Origin of the sequence: Actinokineospora guangxiensis, assembly GCF_042657845.1 — a bacterium.
In the GTDB taxonomy this organism is placed as follows: Bacteria; Actinomycetota; Actinomycetes; order Mycobacteriales; family Pseudonocardiaceae; genus Actinokineospora; species Actinokineospora guangxiensis.
In genome coordinates this window covers 224,589-244,709 of the sequence record NZ_JBHSKF010000004.1, presented here as the reverse complement: position 1 = coordinate 244,709, position 20,121 = coordinate 224,589, and the positions used below count along the sequence as shown (strand labels likewise).

The window sequence follows — 20,121 nt, the reverse complement described above, 5'->3', positions numbered from 1 at the left end:
TCGGTCGCAGAGCCGGCGCGGCCCGATTCTGTCAGTGCTGTGATCTAGCTTCGCCGGTGATGACCGGACAGCTGACCTTCGACGAGCTCGGCACGCCGCTGCGCGAGACGACTTTCGTGGTCTTCGACCTGGAGACCACCGGCGGCAGCCACGAGGCCGACGCCATCACCGAGTTCGGCGCGGTGAAGGTGCGCGGCGGCCGGGTGCTGGGCGAGTTCGCCACCCTGGTCGACCCCGAGCGCGGCATTCCGCCCGAGGTCGTGGCCCTGACGGGCATCACCGAGGTGATGGTCTCGGCGGCGCCGCGGCTGAGCGAGGTGTTGCCCGCGTTCCTGGAGTTCGCCGCCGGGTCGGTGCTGGTCGCGCACAACGCGGGCTTCGACGTCGGCTTCGTCCGCTCGGCCTGTGCCCGGCTCGGCTACGCCTGGCCGAAGCCGACGGTGGTCTGCACGGTCAAGCTGGGCAGGCGGGTGCTCAGCCGCGAGGAGGCCCCCAGCTGCCGCCTGTCGGCCCTGGCGGCGCTGTTCCGCGCGGAGACGGTCCCGATCCACCGCGCCCTCGCCGACGCCCGCGCCACCGTCGACGTGCTGCACGGCCTGCTGGAGCGGGTCGGCTCGCTCGGGGTGCAGTCGCTGGAGGAGCTGATCGGCTACCTCCCGGAGGTCACCGACACCCAGCGCCGCAAGCGCACCCTCGCCGAGGACCTGCCGAACGAGCCGGGCGTGTACCTCTTCCGCGGCCCGTCGGAGGAGGTCCTCTACGTCGGCACGGCCTCGGACCTGCGCCGCCGCGTCCGCCAGTACTTCACCGCCGGGGAGACCCGCCGCAGGCTGCGCGAGATGGTCGCCCTGGCCGTCCGCGTCGACCACGTGGTCTGCGCGCACTCCCTGGAGGCCGAGGTCCGCGAGCTGCGCCTCATCGGCGCCCACAAGCCCGCCTACAACCGCCGCTCGAAGAACCCCCACAACGCCTGGTGGGTCGCCCTGACCGACGAGCCCTTCCCCCGCCTGTCCCTGGTCCGCACCCCTCGCGAAGGCGCCCTGGGCCCCCTGCGCAGCCGCACCCTGGCCGAGGACGCCATGCACGCCCTCACCCAGGCCACCGGCATCCGCCCCTGCTCCGTCCGCATCCCCGCCCGAGCCCCCTCGGCCACCCCCTGCGCCCTGGCCGAACTGGACCGCTGCAAAGCCCCCTGCGCGGGCCTGCAAACCGCCGCCGAGTACTCCCCCTCGGTCGAGGACCTGACCAACCTGGTCGCAGGCGCCCACACCACTGCCCTGCACACCCTGGAAACCCGCATCCTCGACCTCTCCACCGCCCGCCGCTACGAAGAAGCCCGCACCACCCGCGACCGCATGAGCACCCTCATCCGCTCCCTGGACCGCGCCCAGCGCCTGTCATCCCTGGCCCGCATCGCCGAACTCATCGCCGCCCGCCCCGACGGCACCGGCGGCTGGGAGTTCGCCGTCATCCGCCACGGCCGCCTGGCCTCAGCAGGCACCGCCCCCCGAGGCGTCCCCCCCATGCCGGTAGTGGACGCCCTGGTGGCCAGCGCCGAAACCGTCTTCCCCACCACCGCACCCCTCTACGGCGCGCCCCCAGAGGAAACCGCCACCATCCTCCGCTGGCTCAACCGCCCCGGCACCCGCCTTGTCAGAACCACCACCCCCTGGTCCGAACCAGCCCACGCCGCCGCAACCTGGCACCCCTGGCTGGAACGAGCCGACCACGCCCGCACCCGCCAGTACACACAGGACTGACACGACCTGGCGATCGGAGAGAACCGCCCACCAGGCCCTCCCCGCGCAAGGGGCCTCTGCCACCTGTCCGACGGGGTGGAGTCGCTTCGGACCCACCACGACACACCGCCACGGAACCCCCACGGACCCGCGGAACAGCTACCCCTCGCCCCCAATAGCGAACGCCGCCTCAGTGTCCCGCGAAGAGTACGACCGAAACGCGATATGCGTATCCGTGTCCACAACCCCCGCAACCTTCCCAATAACCCCCGGCACCAGATCAGCCAGCGCCTCGTGATCCCCCACCCGAACCACCGCGATCAAATCCACATCCCCCGCGCAGGAATACACCTCACTGACCCCCTCAACATCAGCGATCGCCTGCGCCGTCTCCGGAATCCGATCCGTAGCGGCCTTGATCAACACAATCGCGGTAACCATCCCACGTCCTCTCGATGCCGAGAACCACCATAATCCCCGCTACCCTGACCCCGTGCAGACCCCGGACGAGTGGCTCGCCGACTTCGAGCGCAAGGTGGCCGACCTCCAGCAGAAGGCCACCGACTTCAAACGCGACATCGAGTCCGCGGGCACCACGCGGACATCCGAGGACAAGTCCGTCACCGTGACAGTCGCCCCCAACGGCGCCCTCCTCGACCTCCAGCTGACCGACGCCGCCACCGGCAAGCCCGCCGCCGAACTGGCCCAGGAGATCCTGCGGACCGCCCGCCAGGCCCGCCAGAGCGCCGCGAACTCCGTAGCCGAGGCGTTCGTCCCCATCGGCGGCGACCGGGACACCGTCCAGCGCATCGACACCCCCGAGGAAGAGCGGCCCCCGGCGGCGCCCGAGACCGACGACTACAGCGAGAACCGCATCTTCGGCTCCGAGCAGCAGAAGTGGTGAGCTAGAACCGCCCGCCGAACAGCAGCCGCGCCGCCTCGGACGTGGTCTGCCTGCCTTCGTCGTACCCGCCCTCGCCGCGCAGGTCGTTGAGGATCACCACCGTGTAGCGCTCGGCGGGTCCCACGAAGCCGATGCTGTTCATCACCCAGCCGCCCGCCTCGTCGGCCCAGCCGTTCTTCGCCCCCGGCCGCGCCGCCGGGCCCGCGTCCCACACGCCCCACCGCTGGTTCGAGGCGACCGCGCGCATGCGCTCGACCAGGTAGGCGCGGTCGGCGGGCGCGGACTCGGCCAGGACGTGGGTGAGGAGCCGGTCGAGGTCCTCGGCTGTCGTCTTCTGGAAGCCCCAGTACGGGTACACCCGGCCGAACCCGGCCTGCGGGCGCAGCGAGATCAGCCCGATCCGGGGAAAGCGCTTGTTGAACACCGTGTGGTCCTCGCCCGAGAAGCGCATCCACAGCGTGGTGGCGGCCTTGTCGTCGGAGTCGAAGAGCATCGCGCCGATGGCGGCGCGGTCGGCCGGGGTGAGGGTGATCTCCTCGGCGCGGTCGCGGGCGAGCAGGTCGGCGGCCATGGCCAGCTTGATGGTGGAGGCCGTCCAGATCATGGTCCCGGAGTGCTCGTTGCGCCAGAGCAGCCCCTGCTCCCGGTCGCGCACCACCAGCGCCGTCACCCCGGGACGCCCGTCGACGTAGGCCTGCGCGGCGCTGAAGCGGCGCTGGAAGTCGCAGTCGAAGCCGGACTCGGGGAAAGGGCAGTCCACGGACGGGGCGCTCGCCACAGCTGGTCCCTCCACGGGGTTCGACGGGGTGCCGCACGCGGCCAGCAGCACCAGCATGGCCCCCAAGACCCGTCCGATCACCGCGACACGCTACCGCGCTCGGACAGCGAGAAGGGCGGCCCCCGGAAACCGGGGACCGCCCTTCGTCGCTGTCGTGCGCTAGAGCTTCTTCGTCGGGTCGTCGTCGGTGGCGATCTGCTTGCCGGTCTCGGTGGGACCGGCCTCGATCCCGGCGGCGCCGTGGCCGTGCTGGGCCGCGCGGGCGCGGGCCAGGGCGGCGGTCTCCTCCGGCGGGTCCGGCGTGAGCCAGGAGCCCTGCACCGGCTCGCCCGCCGAGCCCAGCTTGTTCATCTTCTTCGGCACCGCGGCGCCCTGGTACTCCAGCGGGATCGGGTGGCCGTGGTCGTCGACCGGGCCCAGCGGCTGGTGCACCTCGATGAACTCGCCGTGCGGCAGGCGCTTGATGATGCCCGTCTCCACGCCGTGCTCCAGCACCTCGCGGTCGGAGCGCTGCAGGCCCAGGCAGATCCGGTAGGTGATGAAGTACGCCAGCGGCGGCAGCACCAGCAGGCCGATGCGACCCATCCAGGTGGTCGCGTTCAGCGAGATGAAGAACTTCTCGGCCAGCACGTCGTTGGCCGCCGACAGCAGCGACACCATGAAGTAGGTGATCGCCATCATGCCGAGGCTGGTCCGGACCGGGACGTCGCGCGGACGCTGCAGCAGGTTGTGGTGCGCGTAGTCCTTGGTGAACCGGCGTTCGATCCACGGGTAGACCGCGGCCACACCGCAGAGCAGCGGCAAACCCAGCATGAACGGGAAGAACGACGCCGGGATCGTGTAGTTCCCGAGGTAGATCTCCCAGGCGGGCCACAGCCGGATCAGACCGTCCGTCCAGCCCATGTACCAGTCGGGCACGGTGCCCGCGGAGATGTAGGCGGCGTTGAACGGGCCGAGGTTCCAGATCGGGTTGATCTGGAAGAGCCCGCCCATCATCGCGCAGACACCGACGACGACGGCGAAGAAGCCACCCGCCTTGACCGCGAAGACCGGCATGATCCGGACGCCGACGACGTTCGTCTCTTTGCGCCCGACTCCGGGGAACTGGGTGTGCTTCTGGTACCAGACCAGGGCCAGGTGCACGCCGATCAGCGCCAGGATGATGCCTGGCAGCAAGAGGATGTGCATCGTGTAGAGCCTGGGGATGATCTCCGTGCCCGGGAACTCGGCGCCGAAGGCCAGCCAGTGCACCCAGGTGCCGATGACCGGCAGCGTCAGGATCAGCCCGGACATGATCCGCAGACCCGCGCCGGAGAGCAGGTCGTCGGGCAGCGAGTAGCCGGTGAAGCCCTCGAGCGCGCCGAGCATGAACAGCAGGATGCCGATGACCCAGTTGACCTCGCGCGGGCGGCGGAACGCACCGGTGAAGAACACCCGGAACATGTGCGTGACCAGGGCGGCCATGAACAGCAGCGCCGCCCAGTGGTGCATCTGCCTGGCGAAGAGGCCGCCGCGCACGTCGAAGGCGATCTCCAGGGTCGACTCGTACGCGCGCGTCATCTCGACGCCGCGCATGTTGTCGAACGAGCCCTGGTAGATGACCTCCTCCATCGAGGGGTCGAAGAACAGGGCCAGGTAAGTGCCCGACAGCAGCAGGATGATGAAGCTGTAGAGGGCGATCTCACCGAGCAGGAACGACCAGTGGGTCGGGAAGACCTTGTTGAGCTGGCGGCGCATGCCGCCCGACATGTGGTACCGGTCGTCCGCCCATTTCGCCGCGCCGCCCGCCGCCCTGGCGATGATCGGCTTCGGCTTCGTGGGAGATGTGATCGCGCTCATGACTTCCTCTCCCAGAACGCGGGCCCGATGGGCTCGATGAAATCGCTCCTAGCGTAAAGGGCGCCGGTCTCCTCATCCAGAGCGATGGGAAGCTGCGCGAGCTTTCGGGTCGCCGGACCGAAGACCGGCTTCGCGTACTGCAGAGCGTCGAACTGCGACTGGTGGCACGGGCACAGGATGCGGTTGGTCCGCTGCTCGTACAGCGAGGTCGGGCACCCGAGGTGGCTGCAGATCTTCGAGTAGGCGAAGAAGTCGCCGTAGTTGAAGTCCTCCTGGCCCTGGTGCTTGATGACGCGCGCGGCGTCCTCGGGGCGCAGGCGGATCAGCATGACCGGGTTGTCGGAGCGCTTGAGGGCCACCGCCAGGGCGTGGTCGTCGTCGCGCTCGGACTCGCGGAACGGGTAGACCGTCTCCATGCCGCCCGCGTCCAGGTCGCCGGGCTTGACCAGCACGACCTCGTGCGGGTCGCCGGTGTGGCGGCGCAGGTAGACGCGCTCGCCGCCGACCTCCTGCCACCCGGTGTGCCACAGCGACTCCTTGCTGTCGCTGTGCTTCCACGGGTCGCGGACCAGGCCGCCGATGGCGAAGACACCCAGGCCGAGCCCCATGACACCGGCGCCGGCACCGAGCGTCGCCTTGATCATCGGACGGCGGGTGATGGTGCTGCGGTTACCGGCGTCGGCCAGCTCGGCGATGATCGTGGCCTTGTCGACCTCGCTCGAACCGCCGTCGTGGCGCTGCTGCACCGCGACCTCGTGCGGGATGAACTTCTTCGTGTAGACCAGCACGCCCACGCCGACGCCGAGGATGCTCAGGCCCAGCGTGGCGCCCACCAGCGGGGTGTACAGCGAGTAGGCGAAGTGGCCGGGGTCGGAGGCGGCGACGTACTCGTTCGGCCAGAAGATGAACACGCCGATGAACGCCAGGCCCGAGAGCGCGGCGATGGCGAACCAGAGGGCCACCAGGCGCTCGGCGCGCTTCTCGGCGCGGGTGCCCTTGACCGGCCACGGGTCCGGGTACTCGACCAGCTCGACGCCGTCGAGCTTCATGCCGAGCTTGACCAGGTCCTCGCGGGACATCTCGGCGAGCTCTGCCTGGGTGGGCAGCTGCTCGGGGTTCTTGGCACTCACGATTTCGCCCCAATCCACAGGGTGATGCCCACCAGCGCGGCGATGCCGACGATGAACGCGATAAGCCCCTCGGACTGGGGGCCGAGGCCGCCGAGGGCCTCACCGCCGGGATTGTTCTTGCCGTCGGTGACGGAGTTGACGAAGGCGACGATGTCCTTCTTCTCCTCCGGCGAGAGCTGGCGGTCGGAGAACTTGGGCATGTTCTGCGGGCCGGTCAGCATCGCCGCGTAGATCTGCTCCTCGGTGACGTTGTCCAGCTTGGGCGCGAACTTGCCCGAGGACAGCGCGCCGCCGCGGCCGGTGAAGTTGTGACACGAGGCGCAGTTGAGGCGGAACAGCTCGCCGCCGCGGGCCGGGTTGTCGCCGACGAGCGCGGCGCCCTTCTCGGCGGGCAGCTGCAGGCCGCCGCCCTTGGACTGCACGAACGCCATCAGGGCGTCGATCTCGTCCGGGCTCAGCTTCGGGGGCTTGCGCTCGGCCTGGGCCTCCTGGCGCACCATCGGCATGCGGCCGGTGGAGGTCTGGAAGTAGACCGCCGCGTCGCCGATGCCGATCAGGCTCGGACCGCGGTCGGTGACCCCTTCGAGGTTGGACCCGTGGCAGGAGATGCAGGTGTTGTTGTAAATCTGCTCGCCCTTGCGCAGCAGGGCCGGGTCGGCCTGCGCCTGGGCGACCGGCGGCTCCGGGGTCAGGGCGCTGTAGAGGAAGCCGACCGACAACAGGGCGAAGGACAGGGCCAAGAACCCGGCCACCCGCCTGTGCAGCTTCGTCCGGCTGCGGAGTTTGTTGATCATTGAGCGGCAACCCTTGCTGTCAGTCCGGCGAAGCAGTGGTGGGAGCGCGCGGTCATCAGGGCACCAGGTAGATGATCGCGAACAGGCCGATCCACACGACGTCGACGAAGTGCCAGTAGTAGGACACGACGATCGCCGAGGTGGCCTGGGCGGGGGTGAACTTGCTCAGCCGGGTCCGGATGAGCAGGTACACGAACGCGACGAGACCGCCGATCACGTGCAGACCGTGGAAGCCGGTGGTGAGGAAGAAGACCGTGCCGTACGCGCCGGACGGGATGGTGATGCCATCGTTGACCAGCTGGAAGTACTCGTACGCCTGGCCGCCGACGAAGATCGCGCCCATCACCAGCGTCAGGATGTACCACCTGCGCAGGCCGAACACGTCGCCGCGCTCGGCGGCGAAGACGCCGAGCTGGCAGGTGAACGACGACGCCACCAGGATGATGGTGAACGGCAGGGCGAGCGGCAGGTTCAGGTGGATCGGCTCGCCGGTCGCCTCCAGGATCGGCGGCCAGACACCTGTGTCGTTCTGCGCCTTGACCGTGAAGAACATGGCGAACAGACCGGCGAAGAACATCAGCTCGCTCGACAGCCACACGATGGTGCCGACGCTGACCATGTTCGGCCGGTTCAGCGAGTGGATGCGCTGACCGATGGAGGGAGCTGCTGCTGTCACGGGCAGCATTATGTCTTGCGGGTAACCCGTGCGCCCGGTCGGGTCATGCGTGCACCGCGTCACAGTCTCATTGATCAGCGCATGTGCCGCGACGTGCGCAGACCCGGCACCCGCCGGAACCGCTTAATGCGCGTGAAATGCGGGGCAGGACGGCTTACGGTCGCTCATCGTGAGCCCGATAACATCGGACTCGCCCGACCGGCCCCCGCGTGGAGGACGCCATGACCGACCAGCCCATGAAGATCCTGGTGTTCAGCCACCGCCCCGAGGTGCGCGAGACGATCGTCACAGCCGTCGGGCGCAGGCCTGCCGCCGACATCGGGCGCGTGACGTTCGTCGAGGTCGGCAACGTCTCCGAGGTGCTGATGGAGATGGACTCCGGCCACATCGACCTGGCGATCCTCGACGGCGAGGCGCAGCCGACCGGCGGCATCGGCCTGTCCCGCCAGCTCAAGAACGAGATCGCCGACTGCCCGCCGATCGTGATCGCGGTCCGCCGCAGGGACGACCGCTGGCTGGCGACCTGGTCGCAGGCCGACGCGGTGATCGTGCACCCGCTGGACCCGCTGACCGCCGCCGAGACCGTCGCCGACGTGCTGCGCACCAAGCGCCTGCCCGTCCTGCGCGGCTGACTCCCGTGGCGCCGACCTGGCCGGGCCTGCTCAACCGGCTCATCGCCGGGCAGGACCTGGCCGCCGAGGACACCACCTGGGCGATGGACCAGATCATGTCCGGGGCGGCCACCCCGTCGCAGATCGCGGGTTTCGCGGTGGCGCTGCGGGCCAAGGGCGAGACGCCCGCCGAGGTCGCTGGCATGGCCGAGGGCATGCTGGCCCACGCCCGGCGGGTGCGGGTCGACGGCCACGCGGTGGATGTCGTCGGCACCGGCGGCGACCAGGCGCACACGGTGAACATCTCCACGATGAGCGCCCTGGTCACCGCGGCCGCGGGCGTCCCGGTGGTCAAGCACGGCAACCGGGCGGCCTCGTCCAAATGCGGCACGGCCGACGTCCTGGAGACCCTGGGCGTCGTCATCGCCCTGAGCCCGGAGGCCGTGGCCCGCTGCGTCCGGGAGGTCGGCATCGGTTTCTGCTTCGCCCCCGCCTTCCACCCCGCCCTGCGCCACGCCGGTCCCACCCGCTCCGAGCTGGGCGTTCCCCTGGTCTTCAACATCCTCGGCCCGCTGACGAACCCCGCCCAGCCCCGCGCGGGCCTGGTCGGCTGCGCCAACGCCCGCCTGGCCCCCGTGGTGGCGGGCGTCTTCGCAGGCCGCGGGGCCAGCGTCCTGGTCGTCCGCGGCGACGACAACCTGGACGAGATCACCACCACGACGACCACCCGCGTGTGGGCGGTCTCGGGCGGCACGGTCCGCGACGAGGTGATCGACCCCGCCCGCCTCGGCATCTCCCCCGCCACCCCGGCCGACCTGCGCGGCGGCGACGCCGACTTCAACGCCGCCGTGGTCCGCGACCTCCTGGCGGGCAAGCCGGGCCCGGTCCGCGAGGCCGTCCTGGTCAACGCCGCGGGCGCCATCGCCGCCTACCGGGGCCTCACCGACGACCTCCACGCCGACCTGGCCGCCGGTCTGGGCACCGCGGCCGAGGCCATCGATTCCGGCGCGGGAGCGGCCCTGCTGGACCGCTGGGTGTCCCTCTCCCGCTCGCTGGCCACGGCCTAGCCGAGCAGCCCGGCCAGCCGCTCGGCCGGGTACGGGGTCTGCCTGCTCTCGGCCCGGAAGCGGCGGAAGAAGTCGGTCATCACCGCGGCGACCGGCGCGTGGCGGAGCAGGATCGGCCTCACCCACCCGGGGACGCCCGCGGGTGGCTCCCCCCGCGCGCACGCCCGCAGGAACGCCCCCAGCTCGTCGCCCCGGAGCCCGAACAGCTCGACGACGAGCCAGACCACCAGCTGGGTGAGGGCGTAGCAGCGGTCGTAGCCCCGGTGCCCGGCGCGGAACGCGGCCTCCGCCCCATCCACGGCGAACCCCGAGGAGAGCGCGAGACCGAAGTCGGCGAAGTAGAGGCGCTCGCCGTCGGTCAGGATGTTCTGGAAGTGGGCGTCGAAGTGCAGCACCCCGCGCGCGTCCAGGAACGAGGTCCCGGCCAGCAGCTCGCGCTCGACCATCGCGCACGCCCGCTCGGCGGCGCGCTCCCCCGCCGCCACCTGGGCGCGCAGCCAGTCGTGCAGGGTGTGCGGGACGTGCTCCAGGAACAGCGCCACGCTCGCCCTGGCGTCCCGCAGCCCCTCGATCCGGTCGCGGACACCCGGCCCGCCGCCCCAGTGGTCGACCGCGTGATCGATGTCGGCCAGCTCCCCGGACAGCGGCAGACCGGGGTGGGCCAGCACCCGCCAGTGGTAGGTCAGCGGGAACCCGTCGTACTCACCCGCGAGCACCCACTCGGTGGTCATGGCGTGCACGGCCACCTCCCGCCACACCCCGAACCCCGGCGACCCCACGTCCCCCACGCCGTAGTGGCAGAAGGCGGGCAACCCGAACAGGTTCGCGGTGCTGCCGGCGTTCTCCGGCCGCGCCTCCCTGGCGGTCACCGGCACCCGCTTGACGAAGACCGGCGTGCCCCCGACATCCACCACCGCCGCCGTCCCCCCGATGCCCTCCCCCAGCGGGACCGCGGTCGCCAGCAGGTCGACCACCTCCCGGTCGTCCAGCCGGGACAACACCGCGGCGGTCGCCTCGTGAGCGGCCGCCCGCCGACCACCGCTCACCGGGGCACACCCATCACCCCGAGCTTGCGGCCACCGACCTCCACCACGGCCGGGCAGTGGCAGGCCGCGCCCGCGCGCGGCCTGCCGCCGCTCATCCGAGCACGTCCGGATTCAGCAGGTCGCGCGGTCGCCCGCCGGCAAGCCCCGCCGCCAGGTTCTGCACCGCCCGCAGCCCCATGGCCTCCCGAGTCCCCACCGTCGCGCTCCCCAGGTGCGGGACGATCGTGACCGAGTCCAGGTCCAGCAGCTCGGCGGTCACCTCGGGCTCCCGCTCGAACACGTCCAGCCCCGCGCCGAAGATCTCCCCCTCCCGCAGGGCGACCGCCAGCGCCGCCTCGTCCACCACCGGACCGCGCGCGGTGTTCACCAGCACCGCCGACGCCTTCATCTTCCGGAACGCCGAGGCCCCGAACAGGTGCCGGGTGTCCGGCGTCAGCGGGCAGTGCACCGACACCACGTCGGAGGAGGCCAGCAGCTCGTCGAAGCCCACGTGCCGCGCCCCCAGCGGCGCGGCGATCTCCTCGGGCAGCGGGCGTGAGTTGTGATAGACAACCCGCATCCCGAACCCGAGCGCGCGGCGGGCCGTCGCCTGCCCGATGCGCCCGCAGCCGACGATGCCCAGGACGCGGCCGTGCAGGTCCTGGCCGAGCATCATCCTCGGGTCCCAGATCCACGGCGTCCTGGCCCGCAGGAAGCGGTCGCCCTCGGCCACCCGGCGCACGCAGGCCAGGATCAGCGCCCAGGCCAGGTCCGCGGTCGCCTCGGTCAGCACGTCGGGGGTGTTGGTCACCAGCACCCCGCGCCGCGTGCACTCGGGGATGTCGATGTTGTCCACCCCCACCGCGTGGTTGGCCACGATCCGCAGGCCGGGTCCGGCCGCGTCCAGCAGCTCCGCGTCCACACGCTCGGTCAGCACGGTCACCAGGCCGCTGACCCCCGATGCCCGGCGCAGCAGGTCCGGGCGCGGCATCGCCGTCGGCGGTCCCTCGTAGACCTCCACCTCCCCGAGCACCTCCCCGAGCACCTCCCCGAGCCCGTCGAGGGCGGACATCGCCGCGTCGACCATGCGGCGGGTCACCAGGACGTCAGGCACGGGCCACCTCCGCGGCCAGGTCGGCGAAGGCGCCGAGCGCGGCCTTGATGTTGTCGTTCGAGTTGGCGTACGAGAACCGAAGATAGCCCTTGCCGTACTCGCCGAAGGCCGTCCCCGGCAGCACCGCCACGCCCGCCTCGCGCAGCAGCCGGTCGGCCAGCTCGCCCTCCGAGAGGCCCAGGCCGGTGATGTTCGGGAACGCGTAGAACGCGCCGCCGGGGCGCACGCAGGTCACGCCGGTGATCGCGTTGAGGCCGTCGACGACCAGGTCGGCGCGCTCGGCGAAGGCGGCGCGCATGCGGTCGACCTCGTCCATCGGGCCCTCCAGCGCCGCGATGGCGGCGTGCTGGCTGAACGCCGAGGTGCAGGACACCGAGTTGATGACCAGCCTGCTCACCGGCTCGACCAGGGCCGGGGGGAAGACGCCGTAGCCCAGCCGCCATCCGGTCATGGCGTAGGTCTTGGACCAGCCGTCGAGCAGGATCGTGCGCTCGGCCATGCCGGGCACGTCCAGCACGCTGTGGTGCTCGCCGCCGTAGCGCAGCGCCCAGTAGACCTCGTCGGAGAGGACGGTCAGGTCGTTCTTGATCGCGATTTCGGCGATGGCCTCGACCTGGGCGCGGTCCAGCGCGCTGCCGCACGGGTTGTGCGGGGAGTTGAGGATCAGCAGCTTGGTCCTCGGGGTCACCAGGGACGCCAGCTCGTCGGGGTCGACGGTGAAGCCGTTCTCCTCGCGCAGCGGCACCGGCACCGGCGTGGCCCCGGCGAAGGCGGCGATGGAGGCGTACATCGGAAAGCCCGGGTCGGGGTAGAGCACCTCGTCGCCCTCCTCGCAGAGCGCGAGGATCGCGAAGAACATGATCGGCTTGGCGCCGGGGGTGACGATGACCCGGTCCGGGGTCGTCTCCATCCGCCCGTCCCTGGCCAGCGCGGCGGCGACGGCCGTGCGCAGCTCCGGGATGCCCGGCGCGGGCACGTAGTGGGTCATGCCCCGTTCCAGCGCGGCGCGGGCGGCCTCGGCGATGTGGGCGGGGGTGTCGAAGTCGGGTTCGCCGATCTCCAGGTGAATGACCGGCGTGCCGGCAGCCTCCAGGGCCTTGGCCTTGGCCAGCACCTCGAACGCGGACTCGGTGCCGAGGCGGGACATCCGGCTGGCGAGCTTCACACGCGTCTCCTGTGGTCGGGCCGCGCGGGATCGCCGGGCGGCTGGGTCCGGTCGCCCGCGATCGTGCCGCCGCGGCGGCGGTCCGACGATCAGCCGGGAACACCGCCGGGCACACCGGGCGCGGACGCGGAATTCTTTCCGCCATCCGACCTTCGCACGAGAAGAACGCTGGTCAAAGCGCTGCATAAAGTGAAAAGACCGCGGCCCAGGTGGGCCGCGGTCCTGTACTGATCAAGAACGGTCAGTCGTGGTCCGGACGGGTGTGGTACTCGAAGACCAGCCCGCCGATGGCGATGAGCACCAGCACCATGGCGATCACCAGCAGCCAGATCTGCCAGAACGCCAGCGCCAGGCCCGCCAGCGCCGCCGAGGCGGCCAGCGCCACCGGCCAGTAGCTGCCGGGGCTGAAGAAGCCCAGCTCGCCCGCGCCGTCGCTGATCTCGGCGTCCGGGTTGTCCTCCGGGCGCTGGGCCAGGCGGCGGGCGATGAAGTGGAAGTACGAGCCGACGATCAGCGACAGGCCGCCGCTCAGGATCAGCCCGACCGTGCCCACCGGCTCCTTCGCCCAGAACCCGTAGACGATTGCCGACAGGAAGAAGAAGACGGTGGTGACGTCGAATACCCGCGCTTCGACCTTCATAGCTGGCAGTTCCTTCGCCTCAGGAGCCGGACGCGGAGCGTGCGGTGCGGTCGGTGTTGAACGGCGTGGTGGTCACCGCGTAGGGCTCGCACAGCTCGCCGCAGTTCAGCTCGGTCAGCGCCTCGGCGTTGGTGTAGCCGCGGCCGGTGGCCGGGTTCTCCTGCTGCCGCAGCTGCATGTACCGGTCGAACACGTCCCCCGGGACCGCCCTGACCTCGAAGTTCATCACCGCGTGGTAGGTGCCGCACAGCTCGGCGCAGCGCCCGACGAACGACCCGGGCTTGTCGATGGTGTTCTGGAAGTCCGAGTCCTGGTTGTTCTTGTCCGGGTGCGGGAAGACGTCGCGCTTGAAGAGGAAGTCCGGCACGAAGAACGAGTGGATGACGTCGGTGGCCCGCAGGCGGTACTCGATGACCCGGTTGGTGGGCAGCACCAGCATCGGGATCTCCGCGGAGGAGCCGATGGTGCGCACCGTGGTGTCGCCAGGGGCCTTGGGCTCCTGCTGGACACCCGAGGCGTCCTTGTAGGAGATGTGGTCGAACTCCCAGTTCCACTGGAAGGCCACGACATCCACGACCACGTCCGGGTCGTCGGTCTCGGCCTGCACGTAGTTCTGGGTGGTGGCGGTGAAGTAGAAGAGCACCACCACGATCACGACCGGGATTCCGGTGTAGATCAGTTCGAGGAAGTGGTTGTACTGGAACTGCTTGGGCAGCTGGTCGCCGCGCTTGCGGTGGGCGATCACCGGCCACAGGATCAGCGCCCAGGTGATGACGCCGATGACCAGCGCGGCGATGACCGACCAGGTCCAGAACACGCGCATGCTCTCGGCCTGCGGGGTGACGCCCTCGGGCCACCCGAAGCGCAGGACGTCGTTGTTGATCGAACAGCCGGTGGCCAGCACCGCGACGACCGCGACCAGCCCGGCCAGCTTGGCCGCCCGTGCGATGCGGTTCCCGGGCCTGGCGGCCTGGCGTGTGCCCACTGCGCGATCCTCCTCGACGCGATGACTCCGCGCTCCCCCGGGGAAAGGCGATAAACGCCTGTCCAGGGAGCACCCGGAGCCTAGCCCAGCGACCCCAGTCACACCCGGAGAGGGTGAGCTGACCTAGGTCACACCGATCAACACCGCAGCGCGAACTCCCCGCGCGGGACTTCCTCGTTGCGGTTGACGTCCTCGTCGTACACCAGCACCGCGGCCGCCTCGGCCAACTCCTTCAGGGTGAAGTCGACCGTGCCGATGTCGCCGCTGCCGTTGCGGTCGCCCGAGGTGGCCTCGCTGCTCACCGTGACGACGACCTCCATGTCCTCGGCGTAGGGCCGCAGGATCGACTCCCGGCCACCGTCGGAGATGCCCGCCTCCCGCACCCATCCCGGTCCCGGCTCGGTCAGGTCGAGTTCGACCTCGGCGCCCTCCAGTGGCGCGACCGGCCGGTAGTGCAGGCTGATGCCGCTGGAGGTGACGTCGACCTGGGCAGGAGCGTCGCCGCACCAGGTGATCACGACAACGGGCAGCAGCCCGTTGTCGGCGGGCAGCGCGCCCACCCGGGGAGAAGCGCAGGCGGTCAGCGGGATCAGCGCGAGCGCGATGGGAAGCAGTCGCATACGCCGATCATGGACCAGACCCCCGTCACCGCGGGCGTGGGCGGTCCGCGCCGCCGGTGCCGCGCCCGGCATACTGGCCCCTCCCCCGCCCGCATTACGAGAGGTGCGCGAGTAGCCGTGTGCGGTCTCATTGGCCTGATCTGTCCCTCTGACATGGACGCGGCCGCCGCCCGGTCGGCCGTCGGCTCGGCCATGCGGTGCCAGCGCCACCGGGGGCCCGACGAGAGCGGCACCTGGACCGGCGGCGAGGCCGTCTTCGGCTTCAACCGGCTCTCCATGATCGACATCGAGCACTCGCACCAGCCGCTGGTGTGGGGTCCGCCGGAGACGCCGCAGCGGTACACGCTGCTGTTCAACGGCGAGATCTACAACTACCTGGAGCTGCGCGCGGAGCTGACCGCCAAGTTCGGCGCCCGCTTCCGCACCGACGGCGACTCCGAGACGATTGTCGCGGCCTACCACTACCTCGGCGAGGCCGCGGTGTCCCGGCTGCGCGGCATGTTCGCGTTCCTGATCTGGGACAACGCCCGCCACACCCTCTTCGGCGCGCGCGACCCGTTCGGCATCAAGCCGCTGTTCTACGCCGTCGGCCCCGGCGGCGCGGCCTTCGCCAGCGAGAAGAAGTCGCTGCTGGACCTGGCCCCGGTGCTGGGCATCCCGCTGGAGCTGGACAAGCGCGCCCTGCAGCACTACCTGACGCTGCAGTACGTGCCCGAGCCCGCGAGCCTGCACACCAAGATCCACCGCATCGAGTCGGGCACCGCCTTCACCCTCAGCCCCGGCGACGAGCCCAGGACGCGGCGCTACTTCACCCCGCGCTTCACCCCCCGCCCGGTCACCGGCCCCGCCGACGCCGAGCAGCTGCACCAGCGCATCGCCGACGTCATGGCCGACTCGGTCCGCATGCACATGCGCGCCGACGTCACCGTCGGCTCGTTCCTCTCCGGCGGCATCGACTCCACCGCCATCGCCGCGATGGCCAAGCAGCACAACCCGGACCTGATCACCTTCACCACCGGCTTCGAGCGCCAGGGCTACTCCGAGGTCGACGTGGCCGCCGAGTCCGCCGCCGCGATCGGCGTGAAGCACGTGGTCAGGACGGTCTCGGCGCCGGAGATGATGGAGGCCCTGCCGCTCATCGTCTGGTACCTCGACGACCCGGTGGCCGACCCGGCGCTGGTCCCGCTGTGGTTCATCGCCCGCGAGGCCCGCAAGCACGTCAAGGTCGTGCTCTCCGGCGAAGGCGCCGACGAGCTGTTCGGCGGCTACACCATCTACCGCGAGCCGCTGTCGCTGGCGCCGTTCGAGCGCGTGCCCGGCTCGCTGCGCAAGCTGCTGGGCAAGGTCTCCACCAAGATCCCCGAGGGCACCCGGGGCAAGGACCTGCTGCGCCGCGGCTCGCTGTCGCTGGAGGACCGCTACTACGGCAACGCCCGCATCTTCCGCGACGACCAGCTGGCCCCCGTCCTGCGCACCTTCGACCCGCGCGTCGGCCACGCCGACCTCACCGCCGGGCCGTACCGCGAGTCCGAGGGCTGGGACCCGGTCACCCGCATGCAGCACGTCGACCTCTACACCTGGCTGCGCGGCGACATCCTGGTCAAGGCCGACAAGATGACCATGGCCAACTCCCTGGAACTGCGCGTGCCGTTCCTGGACCCCGAGGTCTTCCGGGTCGCCTCGCAGGTCCCGCTGGAGCAGAAGATCACCCGCGAGACCACGAAGTACGCCCTGCGCCAGGCCATGCGCCGAGTGGTCCCCCCACACGTCCTCAACCGCCGCAAACTGGGCTTCCCGGTCCCGATCCGCCTCTGGCTGCGCGAGGAGATGCACGACTGGGCCCGCGCCATCGTCATCGACTCCCAGACCGACGCCCTGGTCGACAAGAACGCCGTCATGCGCATGCTCGACGAGCACCGCGCGGGCAGCCTGGACCACAGCCGCCGCATCTGGGCCCTGCTGGTCTTCATGCTCTGGCACGGCATCTTCATCGAGCGCCGCATCCGCCCGGTGATCCCGGAGCCGCACTACCCGGTCAAGATCTGACGCGCGAGCAAAGAGGGGGCCTGCCACGCGGCAGGCCCCCTTTGCTGTGCGGTCAGGCGGTGAGGATCACCGGGCCGTCGGCGGTGATGGCGATGGTGTGCTCGGCGTGGGCGGCGCGGCTGCCGTCGCTGGTGCGCAGGGTCCAGCCGTCGTCATCGGCGTAGTACTTGTCGGAGCCGCCCTGGTGGACCATCGGCTCGATGGCGATGACCAGGCCCTCGCGCAGGCGGTAGCCGCGCCCGGCCTTGCCCTCGTTGGGCACCGACGGCGACTCGTGCATGGACCGGCCGATGCCGTGGCCGCCGAAGTCCTCCGGCATGCCGTAGCCGCCCGCCCTGACCACCGTGCCGATGGCGTGGGTGATGTCGCCCATCCGGTTTCCGGGCACCGCCGCGGCGATGCCCGCGGCCAGCGCGCGCTCGGCGGTCTCGATCAGGTCGAGGTCGTCCTGGCTCGCGGTGCCGACGACGAAGGACATCGCCGAGTCCCCGTGCCAGCCGCGCACGTGCGCGCCGAAGTCGATGCTCAGCAGGTCGCCGTCGCGCAGCGCGGTCCGGTGCGGGATGCCGTGGACGATCGCGTCGTTGACCGACGTGCACAGCACCGCCGGGAACGGCGTCGGCGCGAACTGGGGGTGGTAGTGCTGGAAGGACGACCCGGCCCCGTGCGCGGCCAGCACGCCTTGGGCGACCTCGTCCAGCTCCGCCAGTGTCGTCCCCACGGCGGCGGCCGCCTTCACCGCGGCCAGCGCCTCGGCGACGACCCTGCCCGCTTCACGCATCGCCTGGATCTCCGCAGGCGTCTTCAACTCGACCATGGGGATAACAATACCGGTATTGTTATCCCGGTCAACTCGGCTACACTCGACCCCATGGTCCGACCCCCGCTGACCCGCCAGGAACGCGAACGCGGCGAGCGGCTCGCCCGCACCCTCCGCGAGGCCCGCGGTGAGCGCAGCATGACCGAGGTCGCGGCCACCGCGGGCGTCTCGGTGGAGACCCTGCGCAAGATCGAGAGCGGCCGCGTCCCCACCCCGGCGTTCTTCACCATCGCCGCCCTGGCCGCGGCGCTGGGCATCACCCTGGACAGCCTGGCCGACACCCGGATCCCGACCGGATAGCACCGGACAAGCACAGCGGGTGGCCTCCCCGAGAGGAGGCCACCCGCTGTGGTGTCCAGGCTCAGCCCGGCAGGATCGCCGCGATCTCGTCGGCGGCCTCCTGGCCGTAGGCGCCCGCGATGCGGGTCACCGCGGTCGCCTTGTCGAAGGTCCACTCCTGGGTGCCGATCGTCTCCAGGACCAGCACCGCGATCAGCGAGCCGAGCTGCGCCGAGCGCTCCAGGCCGAGGCCCTGGGTGACGCCGGCGAGGAAGCCCGCGCGGAAGCCGTCGCCGACGCCGGTCGGGTCGGACTTGGCGGTCTCCGGGACGGCGCCGACGTGGATGCTCGTGCCGTCGGCCGAGACTAGCTCCACGCCCTTCTCGCCCAGGGTGGTGACGCGCAGGCCGACCCGCGACATCACCTCGGCCTCGGTCCAGCCGGTCTTCTGGCGCAGCAGCTCCCACTCGTAGTCGTTGCTGAACAGGTACTCCGCGCCCTCCACGAACGAGCGGATCGCCGCGCCGTCCATGCGGGCCATCTGCTGGGAGGGGTCCACGGCGAAGCGGTAGCCGCGCTGGCGGCACTCCTCGGCGTGGCGGACCATGCCCTCCGGGTCGTCCGGGCTGATCAGGACCAGGTCGAGGTCGCCCGCGTGGGCGGCGATCGGGGCCAGCTCGATGTTGCGGGACTCGGCCATCGCGCCCGCGTAGAACGAGGCGATCTGGTTCATGTCGTCGTCGGTGGTGCAGACGAAGCGCGCGGTGTGGGCGACCTCGGAGACGTGCACGCCCGCGCAGTCGACGCCGTGGCGCTCCAGCCAGGAGCGGTAGTCGGCGAAGTCCGCGCCGACCGCGCCGACGAGGACCGGCGAGCAGCCGAGCACGCCCATGCCGAAGGCGATGTTCGCGCCGATGCCGCCCCGGCGGACCACCAGGTCGTCGACGAGGAAGCTCAGCGAGACCCGGTGCAGCTGCTCGGCGACGAGCTGGTCGGCGAACCTCCCGGGGAAGTGCATCAGGTGGTCGGTGGCGATGCTTCCGCTGACGGCAACGGGCACGAGGCACTCCCTTGTCTCGGGCAGGTCGTCTGGCCGACACCACCCGAGAGGGTGGCGTTGGATCACTGTTCGACACTACCGGGGCGTACCTCTAGGAACGCTCGTCCCTGCGTGCTTAATGTGCGCGGATGAGCACAGTCGAACCGGAGACCATCGGCGACCTGATCGCCGACTGCGACTCGATCCCGTCCACGCTGACCTCGGCGAACGCCCTTCCGGGTCCGCGCGCGGCCGCGCCGTGGTCGGTCGATGAGACGTGCCTGGCCCAGGTGGCCGACCTGGAGGCGTACGTCTGAGCACAGCCAAAGGGCCGCGACCGGGTGCTGGTCGCGGCCCTTCGGTGCGTCTGGCCTAGTTGAACGAGTCGCCGCAGGCGCAGGAGCCGCCCGCGTTCGGGTTGTCGATCGTGAAGCCCTGCTTCTCGATCGAGTCCACGAAGTCGATCACGGCGCCCTGCAGGTACGGGGCGCTCATCCGGTCCACGGCCACCTTGAGGCCGCTGAAGTCCTTCATGAGGTCGCCGTCGAGGCTGCGCTCGTCGAAGAACAGCTGGTAGCGCAGACCCGCGCACCCACCCGGCTGCACCGCGATGCGCAGGTGCATGTCGTCGCGGCCCTCCTGGTCGAGCAGGGCCTTGGCCTTGCCCGCGGCGGCGTCGGTCAGCACCACACCGTGGGTGGTGTCCTCGGTGGTGTTCTGCTGAGCGGTCGTCATCGTTCTCCCTCGGACGGTCCGGTACACCCGTCTTAACAGGGTACGCGCGGGCTTCTATTCCCAGCTTCTCTCCCATGGTGGCACACCCGCCCGCGACGGGGGCAACCTTGTAACG

Annotated in this window: 22 protein-coding genes; 7 read left to right on the top strand and 15 right to left on the bottom strand. The window is 70.8% G+C overall.

Going from position 1 to position 20,121, the window contains the following annotated elements; translation table 11 throughout:
* Nucleotides 1–59: 59 nt before the first annotated feature.
* Nucleotides 60–1,760, top strand: coding sequence for a DEDD exonuclease domain-containing protein (locus tag ACFPM7_RS11455; protein WP_378246849.1), 1,701 nt, complete (start codon nt 60–62; stop codon nt 1,758–1,760).
* A 138-nt stretch (nt 1,761–1,898) separates the two neighbouring features.
* On the opposite strand, the gene ACFPM7_RS11450 is transcribed toward ACFPM7_RS11455, so the two are convergent.
* Nucleotides 1,899–2,180: an Lrp/AsnC family transcriptional regulator gene (locus ACFPM7_RS11450; RefSeq protein WP_378246847.1), complete on the bottom strand. Its 282-nt coding sequence runs from the start codon at nt 2,178–2,180 to the stop codon at nt 1,899–1,901.
* Between the two features lie 52 nt (nt 2,181–2,232).
* Here ACFPM7_RS11450 and ACFPM7_RS11445 point away from each other — a divergent pair, with 52 nt between their 5' ends.
* A complete protein-coding gene (locus ACFPM7_RS11445; RefSeq protein WP_378246845.1) occupies nt 2,233–2,643 on the top strand; it encodes a YbaB/EbfC family nucleoid-associated protein in 411 nt (136 codons plus the stop codon).
* Between the two features lies 1 nt (nt 2,644).
* On the opposite strand, the gene ACFPM7_RS11440 is transcribed toward ACFPM7_RS11445, so the two are convergent.
* From ACFPM7_RS11440 to ctaE, 5 genes are all read right to left on the bottom strand, one after another.
* Entirely contained in the window at nt 2,645–3,502 is an 858-nt protein-coding gene (locus ACFPM7_RS11440; RefSeq protein WP_378246843.1) for a tat pathway signal sequence, read from the bottom strand.
* A gap of 78 nt (nt 3,503–3,580) precedes the next feature.
* Complete coding sequence (gene qcrB, locus ACFPM7_RS11435; protein WP_378246841.1) at nt 3,581–5,260, bottom strand: cytochrome bc1 complex cytochrome b subunit; 1,680 nt, start codon at nt 5,258–5,260, stop codon at nt 3,581–3,583.
* A complete protein-coding gene (qcrA, locus tag ACFPM7_RS11430; RefSeq protein WP_378247235.1) occupies nt 5,257–6,393 on the bottom strand; it encodes a cytochrome bc1 complex Rieske iron-sulfur subunit in 1,137 nt (378 codons plus the stop codon). The genes qcrB and qcrA overlap by 4 nt, the downstream gene beginning before the upstream one ends.
* The gene (qcrC, locus tag ACFPM7_RS11425) at nt 6,387–7,184 is read right to left on the bottom strand and encodes a cytochrome bc1 complex diheme cytochrome c subunit (RefSeq protein WP_378246839.1); all 798 of its coding nucleotides are present in this window, start codon (nt 7,182–7,184) and stop codon (nt 6,387–6,389) included. Before qcrC ends, qcrA begins: the two co-directional genes overlap by 7 nt.
* A gap of 55 nt (nt 7,185–7,239) precedes the next feature.
* On the bottom strand, nt 7,240–7,869 hold the full coding sequence (gene ctaE, locus ACFPM7_RS11420) for an aa3-type cytochrome oxidase subunit III (RefSeq protein ID WP_378246837.1): 630 nt from the start codon (nt 7,867–7,869) through the stop codon (nt 7,240–7,242).
* 212 nt (nt 7,870–8,081) lie between these two features.
* On the opposite strand from ctaE, the gene ACFPM7_RS11415 reads away from it, so the two are divergent.
* Nucleotides 8,082–8,492 carry a hypothetical protein gene (locus ACFPM7_RS11415; protein ID WP_378247233.1) on the top strand — a complete coding sequence of 137 codons (411 nt, stop codon included), beginning with the start codon at nt 8,082–8,084 and terminating at the stop codon, nt 8,490–8,492.
* Complete coding sequence (trpD, locus tag ACFPM7_RS11410; protein ID WP_378247231.1) at nt 8,489–9,538, top strand: anthranilate phosphoribosyltransferase; 1,050 nt, start codon at nt 8,489–8,491, stop codon at nt 9,536–9,538. Before ACFPM7_RS11415 ends, trpD begins: the two co-directional genes overlap by 4 nt.
* Here trpD and ACFPM7_RS11405 read toward each other — a convergent pair.
* From ACFPM7_RS11405 to ACFPM7_RS11380, 6 genes are all read right to left on the bottom strand, one after another.
* Nucleotides 9,535–10,584, bottom strand: coding sequence for a hypothetical protein (locus ACFPM7_RS11405; RefSeq protein ID WP_378246835.1), 1,050 nt, complete (start codon nt 10,582–10,584; stop codon nt 9,535–9,537). The genes trpD and ACFPM7_RS11405 overlap by 4 nt on opposite strands.
* 91 nt (nt 10,585–10,675) lie before the next feature.
* Complete coding sequence (locus ACFPM7_RS11400; RefSeq protein WP_378246833.1) at nt 10,676–11,677, bottom strand: 2-hydroxyacid dehydrogenase; 1,002 nt, start codon at nt 11,675–11,677, stop codon at nt 10,676–10,678.
* Nucleotides 11,670–12,842 carry a pyridoxal phosphate-dependent aminotransferase gene (locus ACFPM7_RS11395; protein ID WP_378246831.1) on the bottom strand — a complete coding sequence of 391 codons (1,173 nt, stop codon included), beginning with the start codon at nt 12,840–12,842 and terminating at the stop codon, nt 11,670–11,672. Before ACFPM7_RS11395 ends, ACFPM7_RS11400 begins: the two co-directional genes overlap by 8 nt.
* 241 nt (nt 12,843–13,083) lie before the next feature.
* Nucleotides 13,084–13,482 (bottom strand): cytochrome c oxidase subunit 4, encoded by a 399-nt coding sequence (locus ACFPM7_RS11390; protein ID WP_378246829.1) that lies wholly within the window; start codon nt 13,480–13,482, stop codon nt 13,084–13,086.
* 19 nt (nt 13,483–13,501) lie between these two features.
* Nucleotides 13,502–14,467 carry an aa3-type cytochrome oxidase subunit II gene (gene ctaC, locus ACFPM7_RS11385; protein ID WP_378246827.1) on the bottom strand — a complete coding sequence of 322 codons (966 nt, stop codon included), beginning with the start codon at nt 14,465–14,467 and terminating at the stop codon, nt 13,502–13,504.
* A 137-nt stretch (nt 14,468–14,604) separates the two neighbouring features.
* Entirely contained in the window at nt 14,605–15,087 is a 483-nt protein-coding gene (locus ACFPM7_RS11380) for a hypothetical protein (protein ID WP_378246825.1), read from the bottom strand.
* A gap of 117 nt (nt 15,088–15,204) precedes the next feature.
* Between ACFPM7_RS11380 and asnB the strand changes: the two genes are divergently transcribed.
* Nucleotides 15,205–17,133 (top strand): asparagine synthase (glutamine-hydrolyzing), encoded by a 1,929-nt coding sequence (gene asnB / locus ACFPM7_RS11375; RefSeq protein WP_378246823.1) that lies wholly within the window; start codon nt 15,205–15,207, stop codon nt 17,131–17,133.
* 52 nt (nt 17,134–17,185) lie between these two features.
* On the opposite strand, the gene map is transcribed toward asnB, so the two are convergent.
* Complete coding sequence (gene map, locus ACFPM7_RS11370) at nt 17,186–17,950, bottom strand: type I methionyl aminopeptidase (RefSeq protein WP_378246821.1); 765 nt, start codon at nt 17,948–17,950, stop codon at nt 17,186–17,188.
* A gap of 54 nt (nt 17,951–18,004) precedes the next feature.
* Here map and ACFPM7_RS11365 point away from each other — a divergent pair, with 54 nt between their 5' ends.
* Nucleotides 18,005–18,253: a helix-turn-helix domain-containing protein gene (locus ACFPM7_RS11365; protein WP_378246819.1), complete on the top strand. Its 249-nt coding sequence runs from the start codon at nt 18,005–18,007 to the stop codon at nt 18,251–18,253.
* Between the two features lie 61 nt (nt 18,254–18,314).
* Here ACFPM7_RS11365 and ACFPM7_RS11360 read toward each other — a convergent pair whose 3' ends face one another.
* Entirely contained in the window at nt 18,315–19,250 is a 936-nt protein-coding gene (locus tag ACFPM7_RS11360) for a carbohydrate kinase family protein (RefSeq protein ID WP_378247229.1), read from the bottom strand.
* Nucleotides 19,251–19,420: 170 nt separating this feature from the next.
* Here ACFPM7_RS11360 and ACFPM7_RS11355 point away from each other — a divergent pair, with 170 nt between their 5' ends.
* Entirely contained in the window at nt 19,421–19,588 is a 168-nt protein-coding gene (locus tag ACFPM7_RS11355; protein ID WP_378246817.1) for a hypothetical protein, read from the top strand.
* Between the two features lie 55 nt (nt 19,589–19,643).
* Here the strand turns inward: ACFPM7_RS11355 and ACFPM7_RS11350 are convergent, their stop codons facing one another.
* Nucleotides 19,644–20,006 (bottom strand): HesB/IscA family protein, encoded by a 363-nt coding sequence (locus tag ACFPM7_RS11350; RefSeq protein WP_378246815.1) that lies wholly within the window; start codon nt 20,004–20,006, stop codon nt 19,644–19,646.
* Nucleotides 20,007–20,121 lie beyond the last annotated feature (115 nt).

Excerpts from the sequence above, each read along its gene's own strand:
- ctaE (WP_378246837.1), bottom strand. The coding sequence starts at position 7,869 with ATGCTGCCCGTGACAGCAGCAGCTCCCTCCATCGGTCAGCGCATCCAC.
- ACFPM7_RS11415 (WP_378247233.1), top strand. The coding sequence starts at position 8,082 with ATGACCGACCAGCCCATGAAGATCCTGGTGTTCAGCCACCGCCCCGAG.
- ACFPM7_RS11350 (WP_378246815.1), bottom strand. The coding sequence starts at position 20,006 with ATGACGACCGCTCAGCAGAACACCACCGAGGACACCACCCACGGTGTG.
- qcrB (WP_378246841.1), bottom strand. The coding sequence starts at position 5,260 with ATGAGCGCGATCACATCTCCCACGAAGCCGAAGCCGATCATCGCCAGG.
- ACFPM7_RS11365 (WP_378246819.1), top strand. The coding sequence starts at position 18,005 with ATGGTCCGACCCCCGCTGACCCGCCAGGAACGCGAACGCGGCGAGCGG.
- map (WP_378246821.1), bottom strand. The coding sequence starts at position 17,950 with ATGGTCGAGTTGAAGACGCCTGCGGAGATCCAGGCGATGCGTGAAGCG.
- ACFPM7_RS11380 (WP_378246825.1), bottom strand. The coding sequence starts at position 15,087 with ATGCGACTGCTTCCCATCGCGCTCGCGCTGATCCCGCTGACCGCCTGC.
- ACFPM7_RS11390 (WP_378246829.1), bottom strand. The coding sequence starts at position 13,482 with ATGAAGGTCGAAGCGCGGGTATTCGACGTCACCACCGTCTTCTTCTTC.
- ACFPM7_RS11360 (WP_378247229.1), bottom strand. The coding sequence starts at position 19,250 with ATGCACTTCCCCGGGAGGTTCGCCGACCAGCTCGTCGCCGAGCAGCTG.
- ACFPM7_RS11355 (WP_378246817.1), top strand. The coding sequence starts at position 19,421 with ATGAGCACAGTCGAACCGGAGACCATCGGCGACCTGATCGCCGACTGC.
- ACFPM7_RS11455 (WP_378246849.1), top strand. The coding sequence starts at position 60 with ATGACCGGACAGCTGACCTTCGACGAGCTCGGCACGCCGCTGCGCGAG.
- qcrC (WP_378246839.1), bottom strand. The coding sequence starts at position 7,184 with ATGATCAACAAACTCCGCAGCCGGACGAAGCTGCACAGGCGGGTGGCC.
- ACFPM7_RS11450 (WP_378246847.1), bottom strand. The coding sequence starts at position 2,180 with ATGGTTACCGCGATTGTGTTGATCAAGGCCGCTACGGATCGGATTCCG.